At 57.2% G+C, this 20,690-nt stretch carries 18 protein-coding genes; 8 read left to right on the top strand and 10 right to left on the bottom strand.

Annotated elements, in window-relative coordinates; all coding sequences use genetic code 11:
- Positions 1-1,401, bottom strand: coding sequence for an MFS transporter (locus E3U32_RS18755; protein ID WP_134349977.1), 1,401 nt, complete (start codon positions 1,399-1,401; stop codon positions 1-3).
- A 234-nt stretch (positions 1,402-1,635) separates the two neighbouring features.
- Positions 1,636-4,014: a phosphoenolpyruvate synthase gene (gene ppsA, locus E3U32_RS18750; protein ID WP_134349976.1), complete on the bottom strand. Its 2,379-nt coding sequence runs from the start codon at positions 4,012-4,014 to the stop codon at positions 1,636-1,638.
- Positions 4,015-4,349: 335 nt separating this feature from the next.
- Here ppsA and ppsR point away from each other — a divergent pair, with 335 nt between their 5' ends.
- The 8 genes from ppsR (at position 4,350) to E3U32_RS18710 (ending at position 12,475) form a co-directional block, all read left to right on the top strand.
- Positions 4,350-5,183, top strand: coding sequence for a posphoenolpyruvate synthetase regulatory kinase/phosphorylase PpsR (gene ppsR, locus E3U32_RS18745; protein WP_134349975.1), 834 nt, complete (start codon positions 4,350-4,352; stop codon positions 5,181-5,183).
- A gap of 152 nt (positions 5,184-5,335) precedes the next feature.
- Positions 5,336-6,382 (top strand): 3-deoxy-7-phosphoheptulonate synthase AroH, encoded by a 1,047-nt coding sequence (aroH, locus tag E3U32_RS18740; RefSeq protein WP_134349974.1) that lies wholly within the window; start codon positions 5,336-5,338, stop codon positions 6,380-6,382.
- 210 nt (positions 6,383-6,592) lie between these two features.
- Complete coding sequence (gene hemP, locus E3U32_RS18735; RefSeq protein ID WP_059312296.1) at positions 6,593-6,775, top strand: hemin uptake protein HemP; 183 nt, start codon at positions 6,593-6,595, stop codon at positions 6,773-6,775.
- A 72-nt stretch (positions 6,776-6,847) separates the two neighbouring features.
- Positions 6,848-8,830 carry a TonB-dependent hemoglobin/transferrin/lactoferrin family receptor gene (locus E3U32_RS18730; protein WP_134349973.1) on the top strand — a complete coding sequence of 661 codons (1,983 nt, stop codon included), beginning with the start codon at positions 6,848-6,850 and terminating at the stop codon, positions 8,828-8,830.
- Positions 8,831-8,864: 34 nt separating this feature from the next.
- On the top strand, positions 8,865-9,893 hold the full coding sequence (chuS, locus tag E3U32_RS18725; protein WP_134349972.1) for a hematinate-forming heme oxygenase ChuS: 1,029 nt from the start codon (positions 8,865-8,867) through the stop codon (positions 9,891-9,893).
- A complete protein-coding gene (locus E3U32_RS18720) occupies positions 9,890-10,711 on the top strand; it encodes a heme/hemin ABC transporter substrate-binding protein (protein ID WP_134349971.1) in 822 nt (273 codons plus the stop codon). The genes chuS and E3U32_RS18720 overlap by 4 nt, the downstream gene beginning before the upstream one ends.
- Entirely contained in the window at positions 10,711-11,703 is a 993-nt protein-coding gene (locus tag E3U32_RS18715) for a FecCD family ABC transporter permease (protein ID WP_134349970.1), read from the top strand. The genes E3U32_RS18720 and E3U32_RS18715 overlap by 1 nt, the downstream gene beginning before the upstream one ends.
- Positions 11,696-12,475, top strand: coding sequence for a heme ABC transporter ATP-binding protein (locus E3U32_RS18710; protein ID WP_134349969.1), 780 nt, complete (start codon positions 11,696-11,698; stop codon positions 12,473-12,475). The genes E3U32_RS18715 and E3U32_RS18710 overlap by 8 nt, the downstream gene beginning before the upstream one ends.
- A gap of 33 nt (positions 12,476-12,508) precedes the next feature.
- On the opposite strand, the gene selO is transcribed toward E3U32_RS18710, so the two are convergent.
- The 8 genes from selO to pheT form a co-directional block, all read right to left on the bottom strand.
- A complete protein-coding gene (selO, locus tag E3U32_RS18705; RefSeq protein WP_134349968.1) occupies positions 12,509-13,951 on the bottom strand; it encodes a protein adenylyltransferase SelO in 1,443 nt (480 codons plus the stop codon).
- Between the two features lie 61 nt (positions 13,952-14,012).
- Positions 14,013-14,729, bottom strand: a complete 717-nt coding sequence (locus tag E3U32_RS18700) for an EAL domain-containing protein (RefSeq protein WP_134349967.1) — start codon at positions 14,727-14,729, stop codon at positions 14,013-14,015.
- Positions 14,730-15,022: 293 nt separating this feature from the next.
- On the bottom strand, positions 15,023-15,487 hold the full coding sequence (locus E3U32_RS18695) for a C40 family peptidase (RefSeq protein WP_134349966.1): 465 nt from the start codon (positions 15,485-15,487) through the stop codon (positions 15,023-15,025).
- A 73-nt stretch (positions 15,488-15,560) separates the two neighbouring features.
- The gene (btuD, locus tag E3U32_RS18690) at positions 15,561-16,316 is read right to left on the bottom strand and encodes a vitamin B12 ABC transporter ATP-binding protein BtuD (RefSeq protein WP_134349965.1); all 756 of its coding nucleotides are present in this window, start codon (positions 16,314-16,316) and stop codon (positions 15,561-15,563) included.
- A complete protein-coding gene (locus tag E3U32_RS18685) occupies positions 16,316-16,867 on the bottom strand; it encodes a glutathione peroxidase (RefSeq protein WP_134349964.1) in 552 nt (183 codons plus the stop codon). Before E3U32_RS18685 ends, btuD begins: the two co-directional genes overlap by 1 nt.
- 35 nt (positions 16,868-16,902) lie before the next feature.
- Positions 16,903-17,883, bottom strand: coding sequence for a vitamin B12 ABC transporter permease BtuC (gene btuC, locus E3U32_RS18680; RefSeq protein WP_134349963.1), 981 nt, complete (start codon positions 17,881-17,883; stop codon positions 16,903-16,905).
- A gap of 104 nt (positions 17,884-17,987) precedes the next feature.
- A complete protein-coding gene (gene ihfA, locus E3U32_RS18675; protein ID WP_003857805.1) occupies positions 17,988-18,287 on the bottom strand; it encodes an integration host factor subunit alpha in 300 nt (99 codons plus the stop codon).
- A 4-nt stretch (positions 18,288-18,291) separates the two neighbouring features.
- The gene (gene pheT, locus E3U32_RS18670; protein ID WP_134349962.1) at positions 18,292-20,679 is read right to left on the bottom strand and encodes a phenylalanine--tRNA ligase subunit beta; all 2,388 of its coding nucleotides are present in this window, start codon (positions 20,677-20,679) and stop codon (positions 18,292-18,294) included.
- Between the last annotated feature and the right edge of the window lie 11 nt (positions 20,680-20,690).

Genomic DNA, 20,690 nt, shown 5'->3' with positions numbered 1-20,690 from the left:
TTACTCCTGTATTGCGGAAGGGGTTGCCGGGCTGAGCTGCCCCGCTTCGGGTCTTACCTCACGTTTGCCGGCCAGCTCCCGGGCAATGGAATCCACCAGCCGGCTGTTGAGTTTGTAGATGGCAAGCAGCGCGACCATGCAGAGGAACAGCGCGCAAGGGATGAGGGTGAATAGTGCGTTTATGGTCGAGAGAACGTTCGGTGCCTGGGTTGCCTGGCCCGGGGCGTAATCCACCATGCCAAGCACCCAGCCGACGACCGCCCCGCCCAGCGCCAGGCCAAATTTTATGGCAAACAGCGCAGTAGAAAAGACCAGCCCATCCAGACGACGGCCGCTGCGGTGCTCTTCGTAGTCGACCACATCGGAGAACATGGTCCACTGGAGCGGTGTGGTTAGGTTTTGCACAAAGCTAAAGACAACGTTGAGGCCAAAGATGAGCCAGACCTGTGAAGGCGGCAGGAAGAAAATCAGTGCGCCGAAAATGACGAAGGAAATAATGGTCCACTGATAGGCGCGGACGCGGTCAAATTTCCCCAGCAGCCGTTCAGATAATAATGCGCCGCTTAAGGAGGCCACCATTCCGGAAACAATAAAGGCAAAAACCAGATCCGGGCGCAACAGCACGTAGTTGACGTAATACATCGTGGCGGAACCGCGCGTCACCACCGCCGTTAACAGCAAAATATTAAACAGGAACACAATACGCCACTGGCTGTTTCCAGCCAGCAGTTTTAAATCGGTGAGCATGGAGCCGGACGTATCATTGCGCGGAGAATAACGCTCGCGGGTCATCAGGAAACAGCAGAAGAACAGCACAATCCCGAGTAGCCCCATCAGGCTCATGGCATAGAAATAACCTTTCTGCACGTTGCCCTGGCCTAACAATGAAACCAGCGGCAGGGCAATAACCGTCACAATCAACCCGCCGATAAACGACAGGCCAAAGCGCCACGACTGCAGAGAGTGGCGCTCGCGCGGATCCAGCGTCAGCGCGCCGGGCATGGCGCAGTAAGGCACGTTAATCGCGGAGTAAATCAGGCTTAAGATCGCGTAGGTCACGCAGGCATAAACGATTTTCCCCGTTGGCCCAGCGTCCGGGACATAGAAGGTAATCAGGCAGCTCACGCCAAACGGAATGGCGAACCACAGCAGCCAGGGACGGAAACGACCGTGACGCGTCCGGGTGCGGTCGACCAGCGCGCCAATGCACGGGTCGACAAACGCATCGACCACGCGCACCACTAAAAACATGGTGCCCATAATCGCGGCGGGCAACCCAAAAACGTCGGTATAGAAATAAGCGAGAAATAACGTTGCCGTTTGCCAGACCAGCGCGCTGGCCATATCACCTAAGCCATAACCTATTTTATCTTTGGTACGCAATACAGAGGAGAGTGTCATTGTTATTTGCCTTTTTATCAGGTTAAAACGTATTTCAACCAGTTGCGCATCATCGGTAGGGAAATGCGCAGTAAGGCTCAAGTATTAGCAACGCTTTGCGCACTAACAATTGTCTAAATTAACAGGCAAATTATGATATTTGGTTTTTTATTTTATTTGTGATGGGGAGCATACTCGGGCGGAAATAAAAAAAGGCGAGGAGATATCTCCTCGCCTTTATCCGTTTTTAAGCGGTTACTTGTTCAGTTCCGCCAGGCTCAGCCAGGTTTGCACCACGGTGTCCGGGTTCAGGGACAGGCTATCAATCCCCTCTTCCATCAGCCATGCGGCAAAGTCTTCATGGTCGGATGGACCCTGACCACAAATCCCGACGTATTTACCCTGCTTCTTCGCCGCACGGATGGACATGGAGAGCAGCGCTTTCACCGCCTCGTTACGCTCATCGAACAGCTCAGAGACCACGCCGGAGTCACGGTCCAGACCCAGCGTCAGCTGCGTCATGTCGTTCGAGCCGATAGAGAAGCCGTCGAAGTGCTCGAGGAACTGCTCGGCCAGCAGGGCGTTGGACGGAATTTCACACATCATGATGATCTTCAGCCCGTTCTCGCCGCGCTTCAGCCCCTGGCGCGCCAGCTCGTCCACAACGGCTTTCGCCTGGTCCACGGTACGCACGAACGGGATCATGATTTCGACGTTAGTCAGCCCCATGTCGTTGCGCACGCGCTTCACCGCCTCACACTCCAGCGCGAAGCAGTCGCGGAAGCTGTCGGCAACGTAGCGTCCGGCCCCGCGGAAGCCCAGCATCGGGTTCTCTTCTTCCGGCTCGTAGCGCTCACCGCCCACCAGGTTAGCGTATTCGTTAGATTTGAAGTCCGACAGGCGCACAATCACGCGTTTCGGATAGAAGGCCGCGCCCAGCGTCGCGATCCCTTCGGTCAGACGGCCGACGTAAAACTCTTTCGGTGAGTCGTAGCCTTTCATCATCTCGCGAATTTCGTTCTGCAGTTTCGGATCCTGGTCGTCAAACTCCAGCAGCGCGCGCGGGTGAACGCCAATCATACGGTTGATGATAAATTCCAGACGCGCCAGGCCAACGCCTTCGTTCGGCAGGCAGGCGAAGTCAAACGCGCGGTCCGGGTTACCGACGTTCATCATGATCTTCAGCGGCAGGTCCGGCATGGTATCTACGCTTGAGCTCTTCACGCTGAAGTCGAGGATGTCGGCGTAGACGTAGCCGGTATCGCCTTCGGCACAGGAGACGGTCACGTTCTGTCCGTCCTTCATGCGCTCGGTGGCATCACCGCAGCCGACAACCGCAGGGATCCCCAGTTCGCGCGCGATGATGGCGGCGTGACAGGTACGACCGCCGCGGTTAGTGACGATAGCCGCCGCTTTCTTCATGATCGGTTCCCAGTCCGGGTCGGTCATGTCGGTCACCAGCACGTCGCCGGGTTCAATGCGGTTCATCTCGCTGATGTCGTGGATCACTTTTACCGGACCGGCACCGATGCGGTGACCGATAGCGCGGCCTTCCGCCACGATTTTGCCCTGCGCGTGCAGCGTATAACGCTCCATCACCTGACCACGAGAACGGACGGTTTCCGGACGCGCCTGCACGATAAACAGCTTGCCGGTATTACCGTCTTTCGCCCATTCGATATCCATCGGACGGCCGTAGTGTTTTTCGATCTGCACCGCCTGCTTCGCCAGCTCTTCCACTTCGGCGTCGGTCAGGGAGAAGCGGTCGCGCTGCTCCTGCGGTACATCTTCAATTTTCACCTGCTTGCCATGCTCCTGGGTCGGGGCATAGATCATGCGGATTTTTTTCGAGCCCATGGTGCGACGCACCACCGCCGGGCGACCCGCGGCCAGCGTAGGCTTATGGACGTAGAATTCGTCAGGGTTAACCGCTCCCTGGACCACCATCTCACCCAGACCCCACGCGGAGGTGATAAACACCACCTGGTCGAAGCCGGATTCGGTATCGATGGAGAACATCACGCCAGATGAGCCTACGTCCGAGCGCACCATGCGCTGAACGCCAGCGGAAAGCGCTACGCCGCGATGGTCATAACCCTGATGCACGCGATAGGAGATGGCACGGTCGTTAAACAGGGACGCAAACACGTGCTTCACTGCTACCAGCACGGCATCGTAACCCTGGACGTTCAGGAAGGTTTCCTGCTGCCCGGCAAACGAGGCGTCCGGCATATCTTCTGCGGTTGCAGAAGAGCGCACGGCAAAGGAGGCCTGCGCATCGTCAGCAGAGAGCTGGTTGTACGCGTCGTGAATGGCTTTTTCCAGTTCCGGCTGGAAAGGTGTGTCGATGATCCACTGGCGGATCTGCGCCCCGGCTTTGGCAAGCTCGGTAACGTCATCAATATCCGTTTTATCCAGCAGGTCGTAAATGCGCTGGTTAACACCGCTCTGGTCTAAAAACAGGTTAAAGGCATCGGCGGTGGTGGCAAACCCGTTCGGTACGGAGACACCCATACCCGACAGATTTGTAATCATTTCACCCAGGGAGGCATTTTTGCCCCCAACTCTGTCTACATCATTCATGCCGAGTTGGTTATACCAAAGCACCAGCGGTGACGAGCCATTGTTGGACATCGAAACAATCCTTTTGTGATATTTGATCGGAGTAAGAAACACCTGACTACGTATTTATACTGGCATATTTATTTCCGCTAAAAAAACGGTGAATCGTGTAAGCAATTTAAATTTTCAACTTTTCGGATACTTTCCCACCAGCCAACAACCCGATGATTCCTATATATTCAGCCAGAAACCCCAAAAATAAAGTCGCTATTTGAAAAATGAAATCCACTTTTCAGGAAAATCAAAAACACCGTTTCATTTATAATTAAGATAAGTTCTTTGCTGTGAAATTTACTTTTTTAATTTATGCTTTCAGGCAATTAGGTCTGATATTCAGGGTGGATAAAATGGATAATGCTGTCGATCGCCACGTTTTTTATATTTCTGATGGTACGGCGATCACCGCCGAGGTGCTGGGCCACGCGGTGATGTCGCAATTTCCCGTTTCGATTAACAGCATCACGCTGCCGTTTGTCGAAAATGAGAGCCGCGCCAAAGCGGTGAAGGACCAGATTGACGCCATCTATCAGCAGACCGGTGTCCGCCCGCTGGTCTTCTACTCCATCGTTATCCCGGAAATTCGCAACATCATTCTACAAAGCGAAGGTTTTTGTCAGGACATTGTGCAAGCGCTGGTGGCCCCGCTGCAAAGCGAGCTTAAGCTCGACCCCACGCCCATTGCCCACCGTACCCACGGGCTCAATCCCGGCAACCTGATCAAGTACGATGCGCGTATTGCCGCTATTGATTACACCCTCGCGCACGATGATGGCATCTCCATGCGCAACCTTGACCAGGCGCAGGTTATTCTGCTTGGCGTGTCGCGCTGCGGCAAAACCCCAACCAGCCTCTATCTGGCGATGCAGTTTGGCATTCGCGCCGCAAACTACCCGTTTATTGCTGACGACATGGATAACCTGGTGCTGCCCGCCGCCCTGAAGCCGCTTCAGCACAAGCTGTTCGGCCTGACGATCAACCCGGAACGCCTCGCCGCCATCCGCGAAGAGCGCCGCGAGAACAGCCGTTACGCCTCCATGCGCCAGTGCCGGATGGAGGTCTCCGAAGTGGAAGCGCTGTACCGCAAAAACCAGATCCCGTGGCTGAACAGCACCAACTATTCGGTTGAAGAGATTGCCACCAAAATTCTCGACATCATGGGACTTAATCGCCGCATGTACTAATATGCTAGTACATTAACTCAGATTCAGTTATCATCATCGGCAACAACGGGGCGGTGTCGCCCCGAACTTGAAATCAGCAGGGATTGGTTTAAGGTGATGCCCATCACTTCCCGGTAGTCTGCCGATGAAGCAAAAATTTTCTGAGACATTCCATGAATAAAACCGATGAACTCCGCACTGCGCGCATTGACAGCCTGGTCACGCCGGCTGAACTGGCACAGCGGCATCCTGTTTCTGCCACCGTCGCGGAACATGTGACGGCCTCCCGCCGTCGTATTGAAAAAATCCTTAATGGTGAAGACAAGCGTCTTCTGGTGGTGATTGGTCCTTGCTCCATCCACGATCTGGATGCCGCGATGGATTATGCAAAACGGCTTCAGGGGCTGCGGGATAAGTACCAGCATCGCCTTGAGATTGTGATGCGCACCTACTTTGAAAAACCACGTACCGTGGTGGGCTGGAAAGGGCTGATTTCCGACCCTGACCTGAACGGCAGCTACCGCGTTAATCATGGTATTGAGCTGGCGCGGAAACTGCTTTTACAGGTCAACGAGCTGGGCGTTCCGACGGCGACCGAGTTTCTCGATATGGTGACCGGGCAGTTTATCGCCGATCTGATCAGCTGGGGCGCGATCGGCGCGCGTACCACCGAAAGCCAAATCCACCGCGAGATGGCCTCTGCCCTTTCCTGTCCGGTCGGCTTTAAAAACGGGACTGACGGCAACACCCGCATTGCGGTAGATGCGATCCGCGCTGCCCGTGCCAGCCACATGTTCCTGTCGCCGGACAAGAGCGGTCACATGACCATCTACCAGACCAGCGGTAACCCGTACGGGCATATCATTATGCGTGGCGGCAAGAAACCCAATTACCATGCGGAAGATATTGCGGCGGCCTGTGAATCACTGGCCGAATTCGATCTGCCGGAACATCTGGTAGTGGACTTCAGCCACGGCAACTGTCAGAAGCAGCACCGCCGCCAGCTGGACGTCTGTGATGAGGTCTGCCAGCAGATCCGCAGCGGTTCAAGCGCCATCGCGGGCATTATGGCCGAGAGTTTCATCAAGGAAGGCACGCAGAAGATCGTTGCCGGACAGCAGATGGTTTACGGGCAGTCGATCACCGACCCGTGCCTGAGCTGGGAAGACAGCGAACTGCTGCTGGATAAGCTGGCGTCTGCGGTTGATTCTCGCTTCTGATGTTATTGTCGGGTGGCGCTGCGCTTACCCGACCTACGATCCGTGCCCTTCTCCCTCTCCCTGTGGGAGAGGGTCGGGGTGAGGGCATCTGACCGCACTTCACCCCCAAATTTGATCCCCTCACCCTTTTTTCACAAAAACGCTTGCCGTGAATTTGCAGTTTATTGATAATGATTATCATTGTTACATTGATTGCTATTTATAAACATTATGTCACGTACGGATAACAGCGCGGCAACGCCAGCAAAAACACACACAGCACCAGCCCCCACCGAGCGTCGGATTGACAGCAAAGCCCTACTCGGCGATGAGGGGCGGGTCATTATCGAGCATGACGGCCAACGCTATCTTCTGCGCCAGACCCATGCCGGAAAACTGATCCTCACGAAATAAACCAAAAAAATACGCCAGCCCCCCAGGTGAACCCCAGGCAGCCAGCGCTTTCGATTCTTATGGAGAGTTGCTATGCCACACCTGCACACCGCATCTTTACGCCCGTCACTTCTGGCGCTGGCGATTGTCAGCGCCCTGCCGGGCGTCGCGTTCGCCGCCACAGACGACATTACCGTGACCGCCACGGGCAACGCCCGCAGCGCCTTTGAAGCTCCCATGATGGTGAGCGTGATTGACGCCAACGCACCGGAGAAACAAACCTCCAGCTCAGCGGCCGACCTGCTGCGTAACGTCCCCGGTCTGACGCTGGACGGCACCGGACGCACCAATGGGCAGGACGTGAACCTGCGCGGCTATGACCGTCGCGGCGTGCTGGTGCTGGTTGACGGCGTGCGCCAGGGAACCGATACCGGGCACCTGAACAGCACCTTCCTCGATCCGGCGCTGATTAAACGTATCGAAGTGGTACGCGGTCCGTCGGCCCTGCTGTACGGCAGCGGCGCGCTGGGCGGCGTGATTTCGTATGACACCGTCGATGCAAAAGACCTGCTGGAGCCGGGTAAAAACAGCGGTTACCGCGTATTTGGTACCGGCGCGACGGGCGATCGTAGCCTCGGGATGGGGGCCAGCGCCTACGGCCGCACCGATACGCTGGATGGTCTGGTCTCCTGGTCCAGCCGGGATCGCGGTGATATCCGCCAGAGCGACGGCGCATCCGCGCCTAACGACGAATCCATTAATAACATGCTGGCGAAAGGCAGCTGGAAAATCGATCCGGCCCAGACCCTGAGCGGCTCTCTGCGTTACTACAACAACGACGCTCAGGAGCCGAAAAACCCGCAAACCACCGGGGCGGACAGCAGTAACCCGATGACCGATCGCTCCACCATTCAGCGTGATGCGCAGCTGGGCTACAACATCGCCCCGGCCGGTAACGACTGGCTGAACGCTGATGCGAAAATTTACTGGTCCGAAGCGCGGATTAACGCCCAGAATATCGACGGCAGCGGTGAGTTTCGCAAGCAGACCACCAAAGGCGGCAAAGTGGAAAACCGCACCCGCCTGTTCACCGACACCTTTGCAGCACACCTTCTGACCTACGGCGGGGAATACTACCGTCAGGAACAACACCCTGGCGGCGCGACCACCGGCTTCCCGGAGGCGAAAATTGATTTCAGCTCAGGCTGGCTGCAGGATGAAATTACCCTGCGCGACCTTCCCGTCACCTTTCTTGGCGGCACGCGCTATGACAACTACCGCGGAAGCAGCGACGGCTACAACGACGTAGATGCCGATAAGTGGTCCTCCCGCGCCGGGTTGACCATCAGCCCGACCGACTGGCTGATGCTGTTTGGCTCTTACGCGCAGGCGTTCCGCGCCCCCACCATGGGCGAGATGTATAACGACGCCAAACACTTCTCCATCGGCCGCTTCTATACCAACTACTGGGTGCCAAACCCAAACCTGCGCCCGGAAACCAACGAAACGCAGGAGTTTGGTTTTGGCCTGCGCTTTGACGATCTGATGCTTGCCAACGATGCGCTGGAGTTCAAAGCCAGCTATTTCGATACCAAAGCCAAAGACTATATCTCCACCACCGTCAATTTTGCCGCCGCGACCACCATGTCTTATAACGTCCCGAACGCCAAAATCTGGGGCTGGGACGTGATGGCAAAATACTCTGCCGACTTCTTCAACCTCGACCTGGCCTATAACCGCACGCGCGGGAAAGACACCGATACGGGCGAGTATATCTCCAGCATTAACCCGGATACCGTCACCAGCAAGCTGGACATTCCGGTGGCGCAAAGCGGCTTTTCCGTCGGCTGGATTGGCACCTTTGTCGATCGCTCAACGCATATCAGCAGCAGCTACAGCAAGCAGCCGGGCTATGCGGTCAACGACTTCTACGTAAGCTATAAGGGCCAGGAGCAGCTGAAAGGCGTGACCACAACGCTGGTACTCGGCAACGCCTTTGACAAAGAATATTGGTCTCCGCAGGGCATTCCGCAGGACGGCCGTAACGGCAAGATTTTCGTAAGCTATCAGTGGTAATGCCCGTCGGGGCAACTATTAGAAGGATAAGACAATGAATCATTACACGCGCTGGCTTGAGCTAAAAGAAGACAATCCGGGTAAGTACGCGCGCGACATCGCCGGCCTAATGAACATCAGCGAAGCAGAGCTGACCTTTGCCCGCGTGGGTCACGACGCCTGGCGACTGCGCGGTGACATCCGCGAGATCCTGGGCGCGCTGGAAGCGGTGGGCGAAACCAAATGTATCTGCCGCAACGAATACGCCGTGCACGAGCAGGTAGGGAGCTTCACCCACCAGCACCTGAACGGCCACGCCGGGCTGGTGCTGAACCCGCGCGCGCTGGATCTGCGCCTGTTCCTCAACCAGTGGGCAAGCGTGTTTCACATCAGTGAAACCACCGCCCGCGGCGAGCGGCAGAGCATTCAGTTCTTCGACCATCAGGGTGATGCCCTGCTGAAGGTCTACGCCACGGATAACACCGACGTTTCCGCCTGGGGCGACGTGCTGACCCGCTTTATCTTTGCCGATAATCCACCGCTGGCGCTGAAGGTGGCCGATGTCCCGGCTCACGCAGAAAACGCGCAAACCGCGCTCGTGGACGCAGAGTGGCGCGCCATGACCGACGTGCACCAGTTCTTCGGCCTGCTGAAGCGCCACAATCTCAGCCGCCAGCAGGCGTTTCGCCTGGTGGGTGACGATCTGGCCTGCAGGGTAGAGAACTCGGCGCTGGCGCAGCTGCTGGAGACGGCGCGCCGGGACGGAAACGAAATCATGATCTTCGTCGGCAACCGCGGCTGCGTGCAGATCTTCACCGGCGCGGTGGAAAAGCTGGTGCCGATGAAAGGCTGGCTCAACGTCTTTAACCCAACCTTCACCCTGCATCTGCTTGAAGATTCCATTGCGGAAACGTGGGTCACGCGCAAGCCGACGGCTGACGGGCATGTCACCAGCCTGGAGCTGTTTGCCGCCGACGGGACGCAAATCGCCCAGCTGTACGGCCAGCGTACCGAAGGCGAGCCGGAGCAGAGCCAGTGGCGTAGCCAGATTGACGCCCTGACGGCGAAAGGGCTGGCCGCATGAAACGGTGGCTTGCCCTGCTCAGCGCTCTGCCGCTGCTGGCGTTTGCAGCGCCACAGGAGAAAATCGTCACGCTCGGCGGCGACGTTACCGAGATTGTCTACGCCCTCGGCGCGGCACCTTCACTGGTGGCGCGCGACAGCACCAGCCAGTGGCCACCGGCGGCGAACGCGCTCCCGGACGTGGGCTATCTGCGCCAGCTCAACGCGGAAGGGATCTTATCCATGCGCCCCACGCTGGTGCTGGCCAGCGCCCAGGCGCAGCCGTCTCTGGCGCTAAAGCAGGTTGAGCAAAGCCACGTCAGGGTGATCGCTGTTCCTGCCAGTAACGACCTGAACGTCATTGACGAAAAGGTGCGGATCGTCGCTGAAGCGACGCACCGCGAGGCCGAGGGAGAGGTCCTGCGCAGCACGCTACGCCAGGCGCTGTCGGCGCTTCCCGCGTCACCGCTCAACAAGCGGGTGCTGTTTATTCTCAACCACGGCGGGATGACCGCGATGGCTGCCGGACAGCAGACCGCCGCGGATGCGGCCATCCGTGCGGCAGGCCTGCAGAACGCGATGCAGGGGTTCACCCGCTATCAGCCGCTGTCGCAGGAGGGCACGATCGCCAGCCGGCCCGATCTGGTGGTGATTTCGCAGGACGGGATCAACGCCCTGGGCGGTGAAGCGAATCTGTGGAAGCTCCCCGGTCTGGCGCAAACCCCGGCAGGACGGAACAGGCAAGTGCTGGCGATTGACGATATGGCGCTGCTGGGCTTTAGCGTGCGAACGCCGGAAGCCATCCAGCAGCTGCGTGCAAAAGCGGAACAGCTGCCCTGATGTCCCGGCGGATAGCCTTATCGTTATGGATGCTGACCGCGATCCTGACCATCATGACGCTCGCCGCGACCGGGGTTGGGGCATTACACCTGCCGGTCAGCCTGCTGTGGAACGGCAGCGACGAGGCGCTGCGTCAGGTCTGGCTGACGATCCGCCTGCCCCGCGTGCTGCTGGCGCTGGCGATCGGTGGTTCACTGGCGCTGGCGGGCTGCGTGATGCAGGGGCTGTTCCGCAACCCGCTGGCGGACCCGGGCCTGCTCGGCATCAGCAGCGGCGCGGCACTTGCCGTCGCGCTGTGGGTGGTGCTTCCATTCTCGCTGCCTGCACTGGTAATGCTGTATGCCCCGATGCTGGCGGCGTTTGTCGGCGCGCTGGCCGCCACCCTCGTGATTTTCCTGCTCAGCCGGCAGCGTGACGGTTCCCTGTCGCGCCTGCTGCTGGTAGGCATTGCCATCAACGCCCTGTGCGGCGCGGCCGTCGGTGTGCTGTCATGGCTCAGCAATGATGCCCAGCTTCGCCAGCTTTCGCTCTGGGGAATGGGCAGCCTCGGCCAGGCGCAGTGGTCAACCCTGCTGGCCGTCGCGTCGCTGATGGTACCCACCGCGCTGGTTATCTGGCGTCTGGCAGGCGCCCTCAATTTGCTGCAATTAGGCGACGAAGAGGCGCACTACCTCGGCGTGGAGGTTGCTACCGTGCAGCGGATCCTGCTGCTGTGTAGCGCCCTGCTGGTGGCTGCCGCGGTTGCGGTCAGCGGCGTTATCGGCTTTGTCGGCCTGGTGGTGCCGCACCTGGTGCGCATGTGGCTGGGGGCCGACCACCGGGCCGTGCTCCCCGGCTCGGTGCTGGCCGGCGCGTTGCTCCTGCTGGTTGCCGATACGCTGGCGCGCAGTCTGGTCGCTCCGGCGGAAATGCCGGTCGGCTTATTGACCAGCCTTCTCGGCGCGCCGGGGTTCCTGTGGCTTATCTTTCGTCGTGGAGGTACGCATGGCTGAACGCTATGGTGCAGAAAACCTTGTTTTTCGCGCCGGACAACGGACGCTGATTAACGACGTGTCGCTGACCTTATCTCAGGGCGAGCTGGTGGCGTTGATTGGCCCCAACGGCGCGGGGAAATCGACGCTATTGCGGCTGCTTACCGGCTATCTTAAACCGGCAGCGGGACGGTGCAGCCTGGCGGGCACGCCGCTTGCGGCCTGGCAGACCGACACGCTTTCCCGCTACCGGGCGGTGATGCGCCAGAATACGCAGCTCGGATTCGACTGGCCGGTTGAAGCGGTCGTCGGCATGGGGCGCGCGCCCTGGACCCGCACGCCTGAAGCATCGGTTATTGAGGAGGTGATGGCCGTCACCGGTTGTTTACCGCTGGCGGGCAGGCAGTTTGCGGCGCTTTCCGGCGGTGAACAGCAGCGCATCCAGCTCGCCCGCGCGCTGGCTCAACTCTGGTGCGACGGTGCGCCGCGCGGCTGGCTGTTCCTTGATGAACCTACGTCGGCGCTGGATCTCTATCATCAGCAGCATCTGCTGCGCCTGCTGAAATCCCTGACCCGTCGGGGACATCTGCACGTGTGCGCGGTGCTGCACGACCTCAATCTGGCGGCGCTGTGGGCGGATCGCATCCTGCTGCTGCACGGCGGAAAAATCGTGTCCCAGGGGAAACCAGAGACCGTTTTACAGGCCGATGCGCTGGCGCGCTGGTACGGCGCGCAGGTCCACATTGGCAGTCATCCGGCTCACGCCGCGCCGCAGGTATTTCTTGCCCCCTGACCGGGCTGGTAAACCGCCACCCGGCAAATAGGGTTAGCTCGAGCAGCTTACCTCCAGCCGCTTGCCCCAGTCAGGCGGGCGGCTTACATAGTCATCATCCCGGTCGGCAAACGGCGTGCGCAACGCCACGTGCAGACGGTGTAACTCGTCGTATTCGCCCTGCTCTGCCTGCTCAATCGCCCGCTGCGCCAGCCAGTTGCGCAATACCATCGCCGGGTTCGTTGCGTTCATCTGCGTCTGGCGGGTGGCGTCATCCACCTGCTCCTGCTGCAGCCGCGTGCGGTACTGAGCAAACCAGTCGTCAAACGCCTGCCTGTCAATAAACTCGTCGCGCAGCGGCGAGGCCGCGCTGTGCTGCTCCGTCTGGCCCAGCATTCGGAAGGTCCGGGTATAATCGCTGCCCTCACGCGCCATCAGAGCAAACAGACCATTGAGGATGTCGTTATCGCCCCTCTCCTGCGTCACCAGCCCCAGCTTGTTGCGCATCAGCGTGCCATACTCTCGCAGCAATATGTCCTGATAGCCGTCAAGCGCATCGTTCAGGGCATCCACATCGATAAACGGCGACAGGGTTTGCGCAAGGCGCTGCAGGTTCCACAGGCCAACCGCAGGCTGATTGTCAAAGCTGTAACGTCCCTGATAGTCGGAATGGTTGCAGATATACCCAGGCTGATAATCATCCAGGAAACCAAACGGACCGTAATCAAAGGTCAGCCCGAGGATCGACATATTGTCCGTATTCATGACGCCATGGGCAAAGCCGACCGTTTGCCAGCGGGCAATCAGGGTGGCGGTGCGGGCCACCACATCCCTGAACCAGAGAACGTATTTATCTGCCTCGCCCTGCAAATGTGCCCAGTGGTGACGAATGGCAAAGTCAGCCAGCTGGCGAACCTTGTCCTGCTCGCGACGATAGTAAAAGTGCTCGAAATGGCCGAAGCGCAAATGGCTTTGCGCAATGCGCATCAGCATTGCCCCTTTTTCCATCGTTTCGCGTGCAACCGGTGTATCACTGGTGACAATCGACAGCGCTCGGGTAGTCGGTATACCCAGCGCATGCATCGCTTCAGAGGCCAGACATTCGCGAATGGTTGAACGCAGTACCGCGCGCCCGTCGCCCATCCGCGAATAGGGGGTAAGCCCGGCGCCTTTCAGGTGCCAGTCAACCGTCTCCCCGCTGGGAAGCCGTTGTTCGCCGAGCAGGATCCCCCTGCCGTCGCCCAGTTGACCCGCCCAGACGCCAAACTGATGTCCGCTATAGACCTGCGCCAGAGGTTGCATACCGGCGAGCAACGTTTCGCCTCCCCAGACGCCAGCGCCCTCAGAACGCTGAAACAGCTCAGGCGGAATAGCCAGTTCATCGGCCAGCCGATCGTTATGCCAGATAAGACGTGAATTTTGTAATGGTGTTGGTTTGAGTGCGGTATAAAAGCCAGGCAACTCGTCATGCCAGTGAGCAGTAAAAGACAGGGTCATAAGTCCTCCTGCTTTTAGTGTAGAGGGTTTACCCGGACTTAAACACGGGCGAAAGCAAGGGTTATCGCTGCTGAACCAGCGTAGTGACGTGTTCTGCAGAGACGGCAGGCCAGAGCGCCCCCTGCATTGCGCCAAAATTGAAGGACAGGACGCGCTGCAACAGGCCGTGGTCGTCAATGCCCGAAACGATCACCGACTGGCAGTGCGGCGTAATTTGCCAGAGGATGGCGCGCATAAATGGCTCAAAAGAGAGCTCAGGAGCACGCTGCTGAATGAAACCCTTGTCGAGAATGACCCGTTTAAATAATCCATCATAGACCGCTTTGAGCGATGCAGCGCCTGCGCCAAAGTTTGCCAGAACCAACGGAAAATGGATCGCCATTCTCGCCAGCTGCAGATCGTCCTTTCCGTTATTTAAACCTGGATAGTTCTCATTAACAGTAAACTCAAGAAACGGATAACGCTCAAGGATTGAAACAGCGTTCCCATTACTTAATAAAAATTCAACAATTACAGGTGTAATATTGATCCATGCAATTAACTGATGCTGAATAAAAAACAGTTTGCAGGTATCAAGCAATTGCAGTTTTTCGTTAAACAGTTCTAACTCTTCGGCTGCTGAAAGCCTTGGGATAACGAGTTCAGTGGGGATCCTCACATCGCTGCCGACGCCAGTAAAATTAACCAGAATTTCTAAACCTTTAAGCTCACCTGCACTATTACGGGCAGGCAAAAGCATCAGTTCAGACTGGTAAGCATTATCTAGCGTAATAATCATTGCACTCGCCCCGCATTAAAGATGAGAGAGGACATCCTGGAGCAATTGCCGACACAATTCCACTGTCTTGATTTTAATAAGATTAATTTCATTAGTTCCGTATTAATTTTCAGATTTATCCCTGAATCTAAAATAATCTTATCCTGGTTACAGAATAATAGCCAGTTTTAGATAAAACAGACACATGCGAGCTTACATAATTTTAGGCAAATTTAACTTTAATCATCTTATTTGAGAAAAACGGCATGGTTTATTAGTTACCATGCCGTCATAAGAGATGCGTCCGACGAAGTCTATATACGTCGTGCCTGCCAGAAATTTTTACGCCAGTAAACATTATCAAGAGATGAGCGCATCACGCCGCGACTGGTTGAGGCGTGAATAAACTGATTGTCTGTATCATATATCCCCACATGAAGACCGCTTTCACCCGATCCGGTTTTGAAGAAAACCAGGTCCCCAGGCAGAAGATCGTCTTTATCAATTTCAGTACCGATTTCAGCCTGTTTGCGCGTTTCGCGCGGTAGCTGTAAATCAAACTTGTCGCGAAATGTCATCAGAACAAAGCCGGAACAATCCACACCACCCCGGCTCATGCCGCCGTAGCGATAAGGGGTGCCGCGCCAGTTGCTCAGCTGATCGTTGAGGCTGGCGATGACGGTGATCGAATCTGAAAGCCGTGGGTTAGGCGGCGTGGCACGATGGCTACTGCATCCCGCAAGAAAGAGTGCGGCCATCAGGATAAACCAGAATCGCATTTCAGACGAATCCTCTGCTTTTTTTATTCTTTTCGTAATTTAGCGTGCAATTGTGCTAACAGGCAAGAAACGGTTACTCCTGCCCGGTAGAAATCAGCATCTTATGTCCCTCTATATCTAGCCTGCGAAACGACATATTGTACGCGCGGGCAAGATTGGGTGGCGTAAGAACCTGATCCCGCGTACCGCTGGCGATCATCTTTCCACGCGACAGCAGCCACACCCGGTGGGCATGACGCAAGGTATGGTTGAGGTCGTGACTGCTCATCACCACGGCGATGCCTTTTCGGCTCAGGGCGCTTAACAGCGTATCCAGCGCCGCCTGCTGCGCCACATCCAGACCGCTCATGGGTTCATCGAGCAGCAGCATCCGCCCGTGAGGATTACCTGCCGGGTGGATCTGAACGATAACAGCCGCCAGACGCACCCGCTGCCATTCCCCCCCGGAAAGCTGGCTGGCATGCCGGGACAGTTTATCTTCCAGCCCCAGGGCCGCAGCCACGTCCGTCAGCAGTGCCGTATGTTGTTTGTCGTGCAAATGCAGCATCAGATAGTGCCAGACAGGCATGGCAAAGGGTGGCAGTTGCTGCTGAACGAGGTAACTGCGCCGATGCGCCAGCGAGACCGGCGACCAGTCGGCAAGCGTATGCTCCAGCAACGTTATCCGCCCTGCTCCGCCGGTCAGGCCTGCCATCCGCGCCAGCAGCGTGCTTTTCCCTGCGCCGTTCGGCCCAACAAGATGCAGGATTTCTCCCGCATTGAGGGTACCGGTTATCGGTTCCAGACGTCCCTTCTCGGCAACGTCCGTGAGCTGCATTAGCAAAGACATTATTTCGCCAGCGCCAGCTTGATAGATTCCATGACAATCGGATCTTCAGGCGTCATATCCGGTGAAAAACGCTGAACGACCTGGCCATCACGGCCAATCAGGAATTTTTCGAAGTTCCACAGAATGTCGTCCGGATAGAGCGGCGCGCGGCCTTTGCTGGCCATGCGTTCATAGAAACCGCTTCCTTCCGGCGCAACGGCTTTCGGTGCGGCAGCGATCAGCTTCGTATACAAAGGATGGCGAGCTTCACCGTTGACGTCGATTTTGCTGAACAGTGGGAACGTCACGCCGTAGGTGGTGCTGCAAAACGTTTTGATTTCCTCTTCGCTGCCCGGCTCCTGTCCCAGGAACTGATTGCATGGGAAACCCAGCACGGTGAAACCGTCCTTCTCCCAGGCCTTCTGAATGTTTTCCAGCTGCTCGTACTGTGGCGTCAGGCCACATTTGGATGCCACGTTGACGATGAGCAACACGTTACCTTTGTAGCCTTCAAGCGTAGTGTTTTCGCCATCAATGGTGGTCACTTCAGTATTCAGGATATCTGACTGCATAGCATTCCCTCAGGTTGTCTTACGGGTATAGTGATTTAACGTCCAGCTTTTAATAGTAGCCAGATAAATACCGGCGCGCCCAGCGTGGCGGTCACCACGCCAATGGGTAGCTCTGCGGCTGTCAGGGCAAGCCGGGCGATGATATCGGCGACCAGCAGCGTGACGGCCCCGGCAACAGCCGAGGCCGGAAGTAAGGTTCGATGGTCCGTGAGGCCACATAGCCGCAGCATGTGCGGAATAACCAGACCGATAAAGCCAATCGCGCCCGCCAGGGCGACGCTAACGCCGACCAGCCAGCCAATGGCGATGACCAGCACATTACGCCAGAACCCTATTGGCATCCCGAGCTGGCGGGCGGAGGTTTCACCCAGCGCGAGCATATTCAGCGGCTGCGCCTGCAGGGCAGCCCACGCGATAACCGGTACCAGCAGCGCCATTAGCCATCCCTGGTGCCAGTCAACGCCGCCAAAGCCGCCCATCATCCAGTACATCAGCTGGCGCAAGTCAAAGGATGTCGAGAAGTAGACCGCCCAGGTCATCAGCGCGCTGCAGATTATCCCCAGCGCCACGCCGGCAAGCAGCAGGCGGCTGGTGGATAAGTGCCGTCTGGCGAAGCGAAGAAGGATCGCTGTTATCACTAATGCGCCGAGAATAGCGCTCAGGCTAATCCCCCATCCGGAGAGTTCTCCCCCGCCCAGCATCACCGCCGCAATCAGCCCCACGCCTGCGCCGTTCGACACGCCGAGCAGCCCGGGCTCCGCCAGCGGGTTATCAAACAACGCCTGCATAATGGTACCGCACAGCGCCAGCGAGGCACCTACCAGAATCACCGCGACGGTGCGCGGTAGACGAATTTGCCAGACGAAGAGCTGCCCGTCAGGCCCCCACCAGCTTCCGGGCCCTATCCATCTGTCGCCGGCGCAGAGGCTTACACCCGCGGCGACAATGAGCAACAGCACCAGCAAAAACAGGCGACGTCGATCGGAACGGTGCTGGCGATGGGCATAATCAAGCATATGTACGGTTATTAGTAGCGTGAGATGTAATTGATTTTACGGTGGGTTTACCAGAGAGCGCAAAGAAAAAAGGCCGCGTGGGCGGCCTTTTTGGTTAGTTCATATTACTCTGCTTTGGGCGTTGCGTTTTCGACACGGCTTTTTAACTTCTGGCCGGGTCTGAAGGTCACCACGCGGCGGGCTGTAATGGGAATATCTTCCCCCGTCTTCGGGTTGCGACCCGGACGTTGGTTTTTGTCTCGCAAATCAAAATTGCCAAAACCGGAGAGTTTTACCTGCTCACCATTTTCCAGAGCACGACGGATCTCTTCGAAAAACAGCTCTACCAGCTCTTTGGCATCCCGTTTGCTAAGCCCAAGCTTATCAAACAGATATTCTGACATTTCAGCTTTTGTAAGCGCCATAGGTTCAATCCCTCAATGATGCCTGGAATCGCTCTTTTAATGCCTCTACACATTTGGCGACGGTAGCGGCAATCTCCTCTTCTTCGAGTGTACGGCTGGTATCCTGAAGGATAAGGCTAATAGCGAGGCTCTTGAAACCTTCTGCTACGCCCTTGCCGCGGTACACGTCAAATAAGTTTACGCCAACTACCTGATTTACGCCAACTTTCTTACATTCGGCCAAAATATCTGCTGCGGGCACGTTTTCCGCGACCACAACCGCGATGTCACGGCGGTTTGCCGGGAAGCGGGAGACGTCCTGAGCCTGAGGAATCACGCGGTCTGCCACCAGGTTCCATTCCAGCTCAAACACGATGGTACGGCCGTTCAGGTCCAGTTTACGCTCCAGCTCAGGGTGAACAACCCCAATGAAACCAACGCGTTTACCGTCTAAATAGATGGCCGCGCTCTGGCCCGGATGCAGCGCCGGGATGGCTTCTGCGCGGAATTCAATTTCAGATAATTTACCGGTCAGATCCAGAATCGCTTCCAGATCGCCCTTCATATCGTAGAAATCAACCGTGCCTTTTGCCAGGTCCCAGTGCTCTTCATAGCGGTTACCGCTGATAGCGCCAGCCAGCATGAGATCCTGACGGATGCCTAAATTTGCCTGATTATCCGGCACAAAGCGCAAACCGCTTTCGAAAATTCGCACGCGGTTTTGCTGGCGATTCTGGTTATAAACGATAGTGCCCAGCAGCCCCGTCCACAGGGACAGACGCATTGCAGACATTTCGCTGGAGATTGGGCTTGGCAGGATCAGCGCTTCCTGGCCCGGGTGGATCAGCTGCTGCAGTTTTGGATCAACAAAGCTGTAGGTGATCACTTCCTGGTAGCCTTTGTCGTTCAGCATGGTTTTCACACGCTTCAGGGACAGGTCGGCTTCACGGTGGGAACCCATCACCAGACCGGCCTGGACAGGCTCGTCAGGGATGTTGTTGTAGCCGTATACGCGGGCCACTTCTTCCACCAGATCTTCTTCGATTTCCATATCGAAACGCCAGGATGGCGCAACGGCTTTCCACTCGTCCTGGCCTTCGGTCACGTCGCAACCCAGACGCTTCAGGATATCGGTCACCTGCGCATCGGCAACATGGTGCCCAATCAGGCGATCCAGCTTGCTGCGACGCAGGGTGATGGTTGCGCGCTTCGGCAGAGTCTCTTCACTGGTGACGTCGATAACCGGGCCCGCTTCACCGCCGCAGATGTCGATCAGCAGACGGGTCGCACGTTCCATCGCTTTGTACTGCAGCGCCGGGTCAACGCCGCGCTCGTAGCGATGTGAGGCATCGGTGTGCAGGCCATGACGACGTGCGCGACCGGTGATAGAGAGCGGGCTGAAGAACGCGCATTCCAGCAGCACGTTTTGCGTCTCATCGTTCACGCCAGAGTGTTCACCGCCGAAGATACCACCCATTGCCAGCGCTTTAGCGTGGTCGGCAATAACCAGCGTGTCAGCGTTCAGTTTCGCTTCGCTGCCGTCCAGCAGAACCAGGGTTTCACCCTCTTTCGCCATACGGACCACAATACCGCCTTCGATACGATCTTTATCGAACGCATGCATCGGCTGGCCCAGCTCCAGCAGAACGTAGTTAGTCACGTCAACTACCGCATCGATAGAACGGATACCGCAACGACGCAGTTTTTCTTTCATCCACAGCGGGGTTGGCGCTTTAACGTTGATGCCTTTCACCACGCGACCAAGATAGCGTGGGCAAGCATCCGCAGCGTCAACCTGAATAGGCAGCACGTCACTGATGGTCGCTTCAACCGGGGCGATCTCCGGCGCGTTCAGCTCGGTCTGGTTCAGCACGGCAACGTCGCGCGCCACGCCGATGATACCTAAGCAGTCAGCGCGGTTTGGCGTGACGCTGATTTCGATGGTGTTGTCATCAAGCTTCAGATATTCGCGGATATCGGTGCCGATTGGCGCATCCAGCGGTAGCTCAATGATGCCGTTGTGATCGTCGGAAATACCCAGCTCGGAGAACGAGCACAGCATGCCTTCAGACGGCTCACCGCGCAGTTTGGCAGCTTTAATTTTGAAATCACCCGGCAGCACCGCACCCACGGTCGCCACGGCCACTTTCAGCCCCTGACGGCAGTTTGGCGCACCGCAGACGATATCCAGCAGACGGTCGCCGCCCACATTAACCTTTGTTACGCGCAGTTTGTCAGCGTTAGGGTGCTGACCGCACTCCACCACTTCACCAACCACCACGCCGTTGAATGCCCCTGAAACCGGCTCAACACCATCCACTTCCAGACCCGCCATGGTGATCTGGTTAGAAAGCGCGTCGCTGTCCAGCGTGGTATTCACCCATTCGCGTAACCACAGTTCACTGAATTTCATTGTTCTGTCCT

The sequence above is a fragment of the Lelliottia nimipressuralis genome, assembly GCF_004402045.1.
Classification (GTDB): Bacteria; Pseudomonadota; Gammaproteobacteria; order Enterobacterales; family Enterobacteriaceae; genus Enterobacter; species Enterobacter chinensis.
This window is presented reverse-complemented; position numbering and strand designations above follow the sequence as displayed.

What these genes read in the sequence shown, in the direction of transcription:
- E3U32_RS18755 (WP_134349977.1), bottom strand. Translation starts at nt 1,401, where the DNA reads ATGACACTCTCCTCTGTATTGCGTACCAAAGATAAAATAGGTTATGGC.
- ppsA (WP_134349976.1), bottom strand. Translation starts at nt 4,014, where the DNA reads ATGTCCAACAATGGCTCGTCACCGCTGGTGCTTTGGTATAACCAACTC.
- ppsR (WP_134349975.1), top strand. Translation starts at nt 4,350, where the DNA reads ATGGATAATGCTGTCGATCGCCACGTTTTTTATATTTCTGATGGTACG.
- aroH (WP_134349974.1), top strand. Translation starts at nt 5,336, where the DNA reads ATGAATAAAACCGATGAACTCCGCACTGCGCGCATTGACAGCCTGGTC.
- hemP (WP_059312296.1), top strand. Translation starts at nt 6,593, where the DNA reads ATGTCACGTACGGATAACAGCGCGGCAACGCCAGCAAAAACACACACA.
- E3U32_RS18730 (WP_134349973.1), top strand. Translation starts at nt 6,848, where the DNA reads ATGCCACACCTGCACACCGCATCTTTACGCCCGTCACTTCTGGCGCTG.
- chuS (WP_134349972.1), top strand. Translation starts at nt 8,865, where the DNA reads ATGAATCATTACACGCGCTGGCTTGAGCTAAAAGAAGACAATCCGGGT.
- E3U32_RS18720 (WP_134349971.1), top strand. Translation starts at nt 9,890, where the DNA reads ATGAAACGGTGGCTTGCCCTGCTCAGCGCTCTGCCGCTGCTGGCGTTT.
- E3U32_RS18715 (WP_134349970.1), top strand. Translation starts at nt 10,711, where the DNA reads ATGTCCCGGCGGATAGCCTTATCGTTATGGATGCTGACCGCGATCCTG.
- E3U32_RS18710 (WP_134349969.1), top strand. Translation starts at nt 11,696, where the DNA reads ATGGCTGAACGCTATGGTGCAGAAAACCTTGTTTTTCGCGCCGGACAA.
- selO (WP_134349968.1), bottom strand. Translation starts at nt 13,951, where the DNA reads ATGACCCTGTCTTTTACTGCTCACTGGCATGACGAGTTGCCTGGCTTT.
- E3U32_RS18700 (WP_134349967.1), bottom strand. Translation starts at nt 14,729, where the DNA reads ATGATTATTACGCTAGATAATGCTTACCAGTCTGAACTGATGCTTTTG.
- E3U32_RS18695 (WP_134349966.1), bottom strand. Translation starts at nt 15,487, where the DNA reads ATGCGATTCTGGTTTATCCTGATGGCCGCACTCTTTCTTGCGGGATGC.
- btuD (WP_134349965.1), bottom strand. Translation starts at nt 16,316, where the DNA reads ATGTCTTTGCTAATGCAGCTCACGGACGTTGCCGAGAAGGGACGTCTG.
- E3U32_RS18685 (WP_134349964.1), bottom strand. Translation starts at nt 16,867, where the DNA reads ATGCAGTCAGATATCCTGAATACTGAAGTGACCACCATTGATGGCGAA.
- btuC (WP_134349963.1), bottom strand. Translation starts at nt 17,883, where the DNA reads ATGCTTGATTATGCCCATCGCCAGCACCGTTCCGATCGACGTCGCCTG.
- ihfA (WP_003857805.1), bottom strand. Translation starts at nt 18,287, where the DNA reads ATGGCGCTTACAAAAGCTGAAATGTCAGAATATCTGTTTGATAAGCTT.
- pheT (WP_134349962.1), bottom strand. Translation starts at nt 20,679, where the DNA reads ATGAAATTCAGTGAACTGTGGTTACGCGAATGGGTGAATACCACGCTG.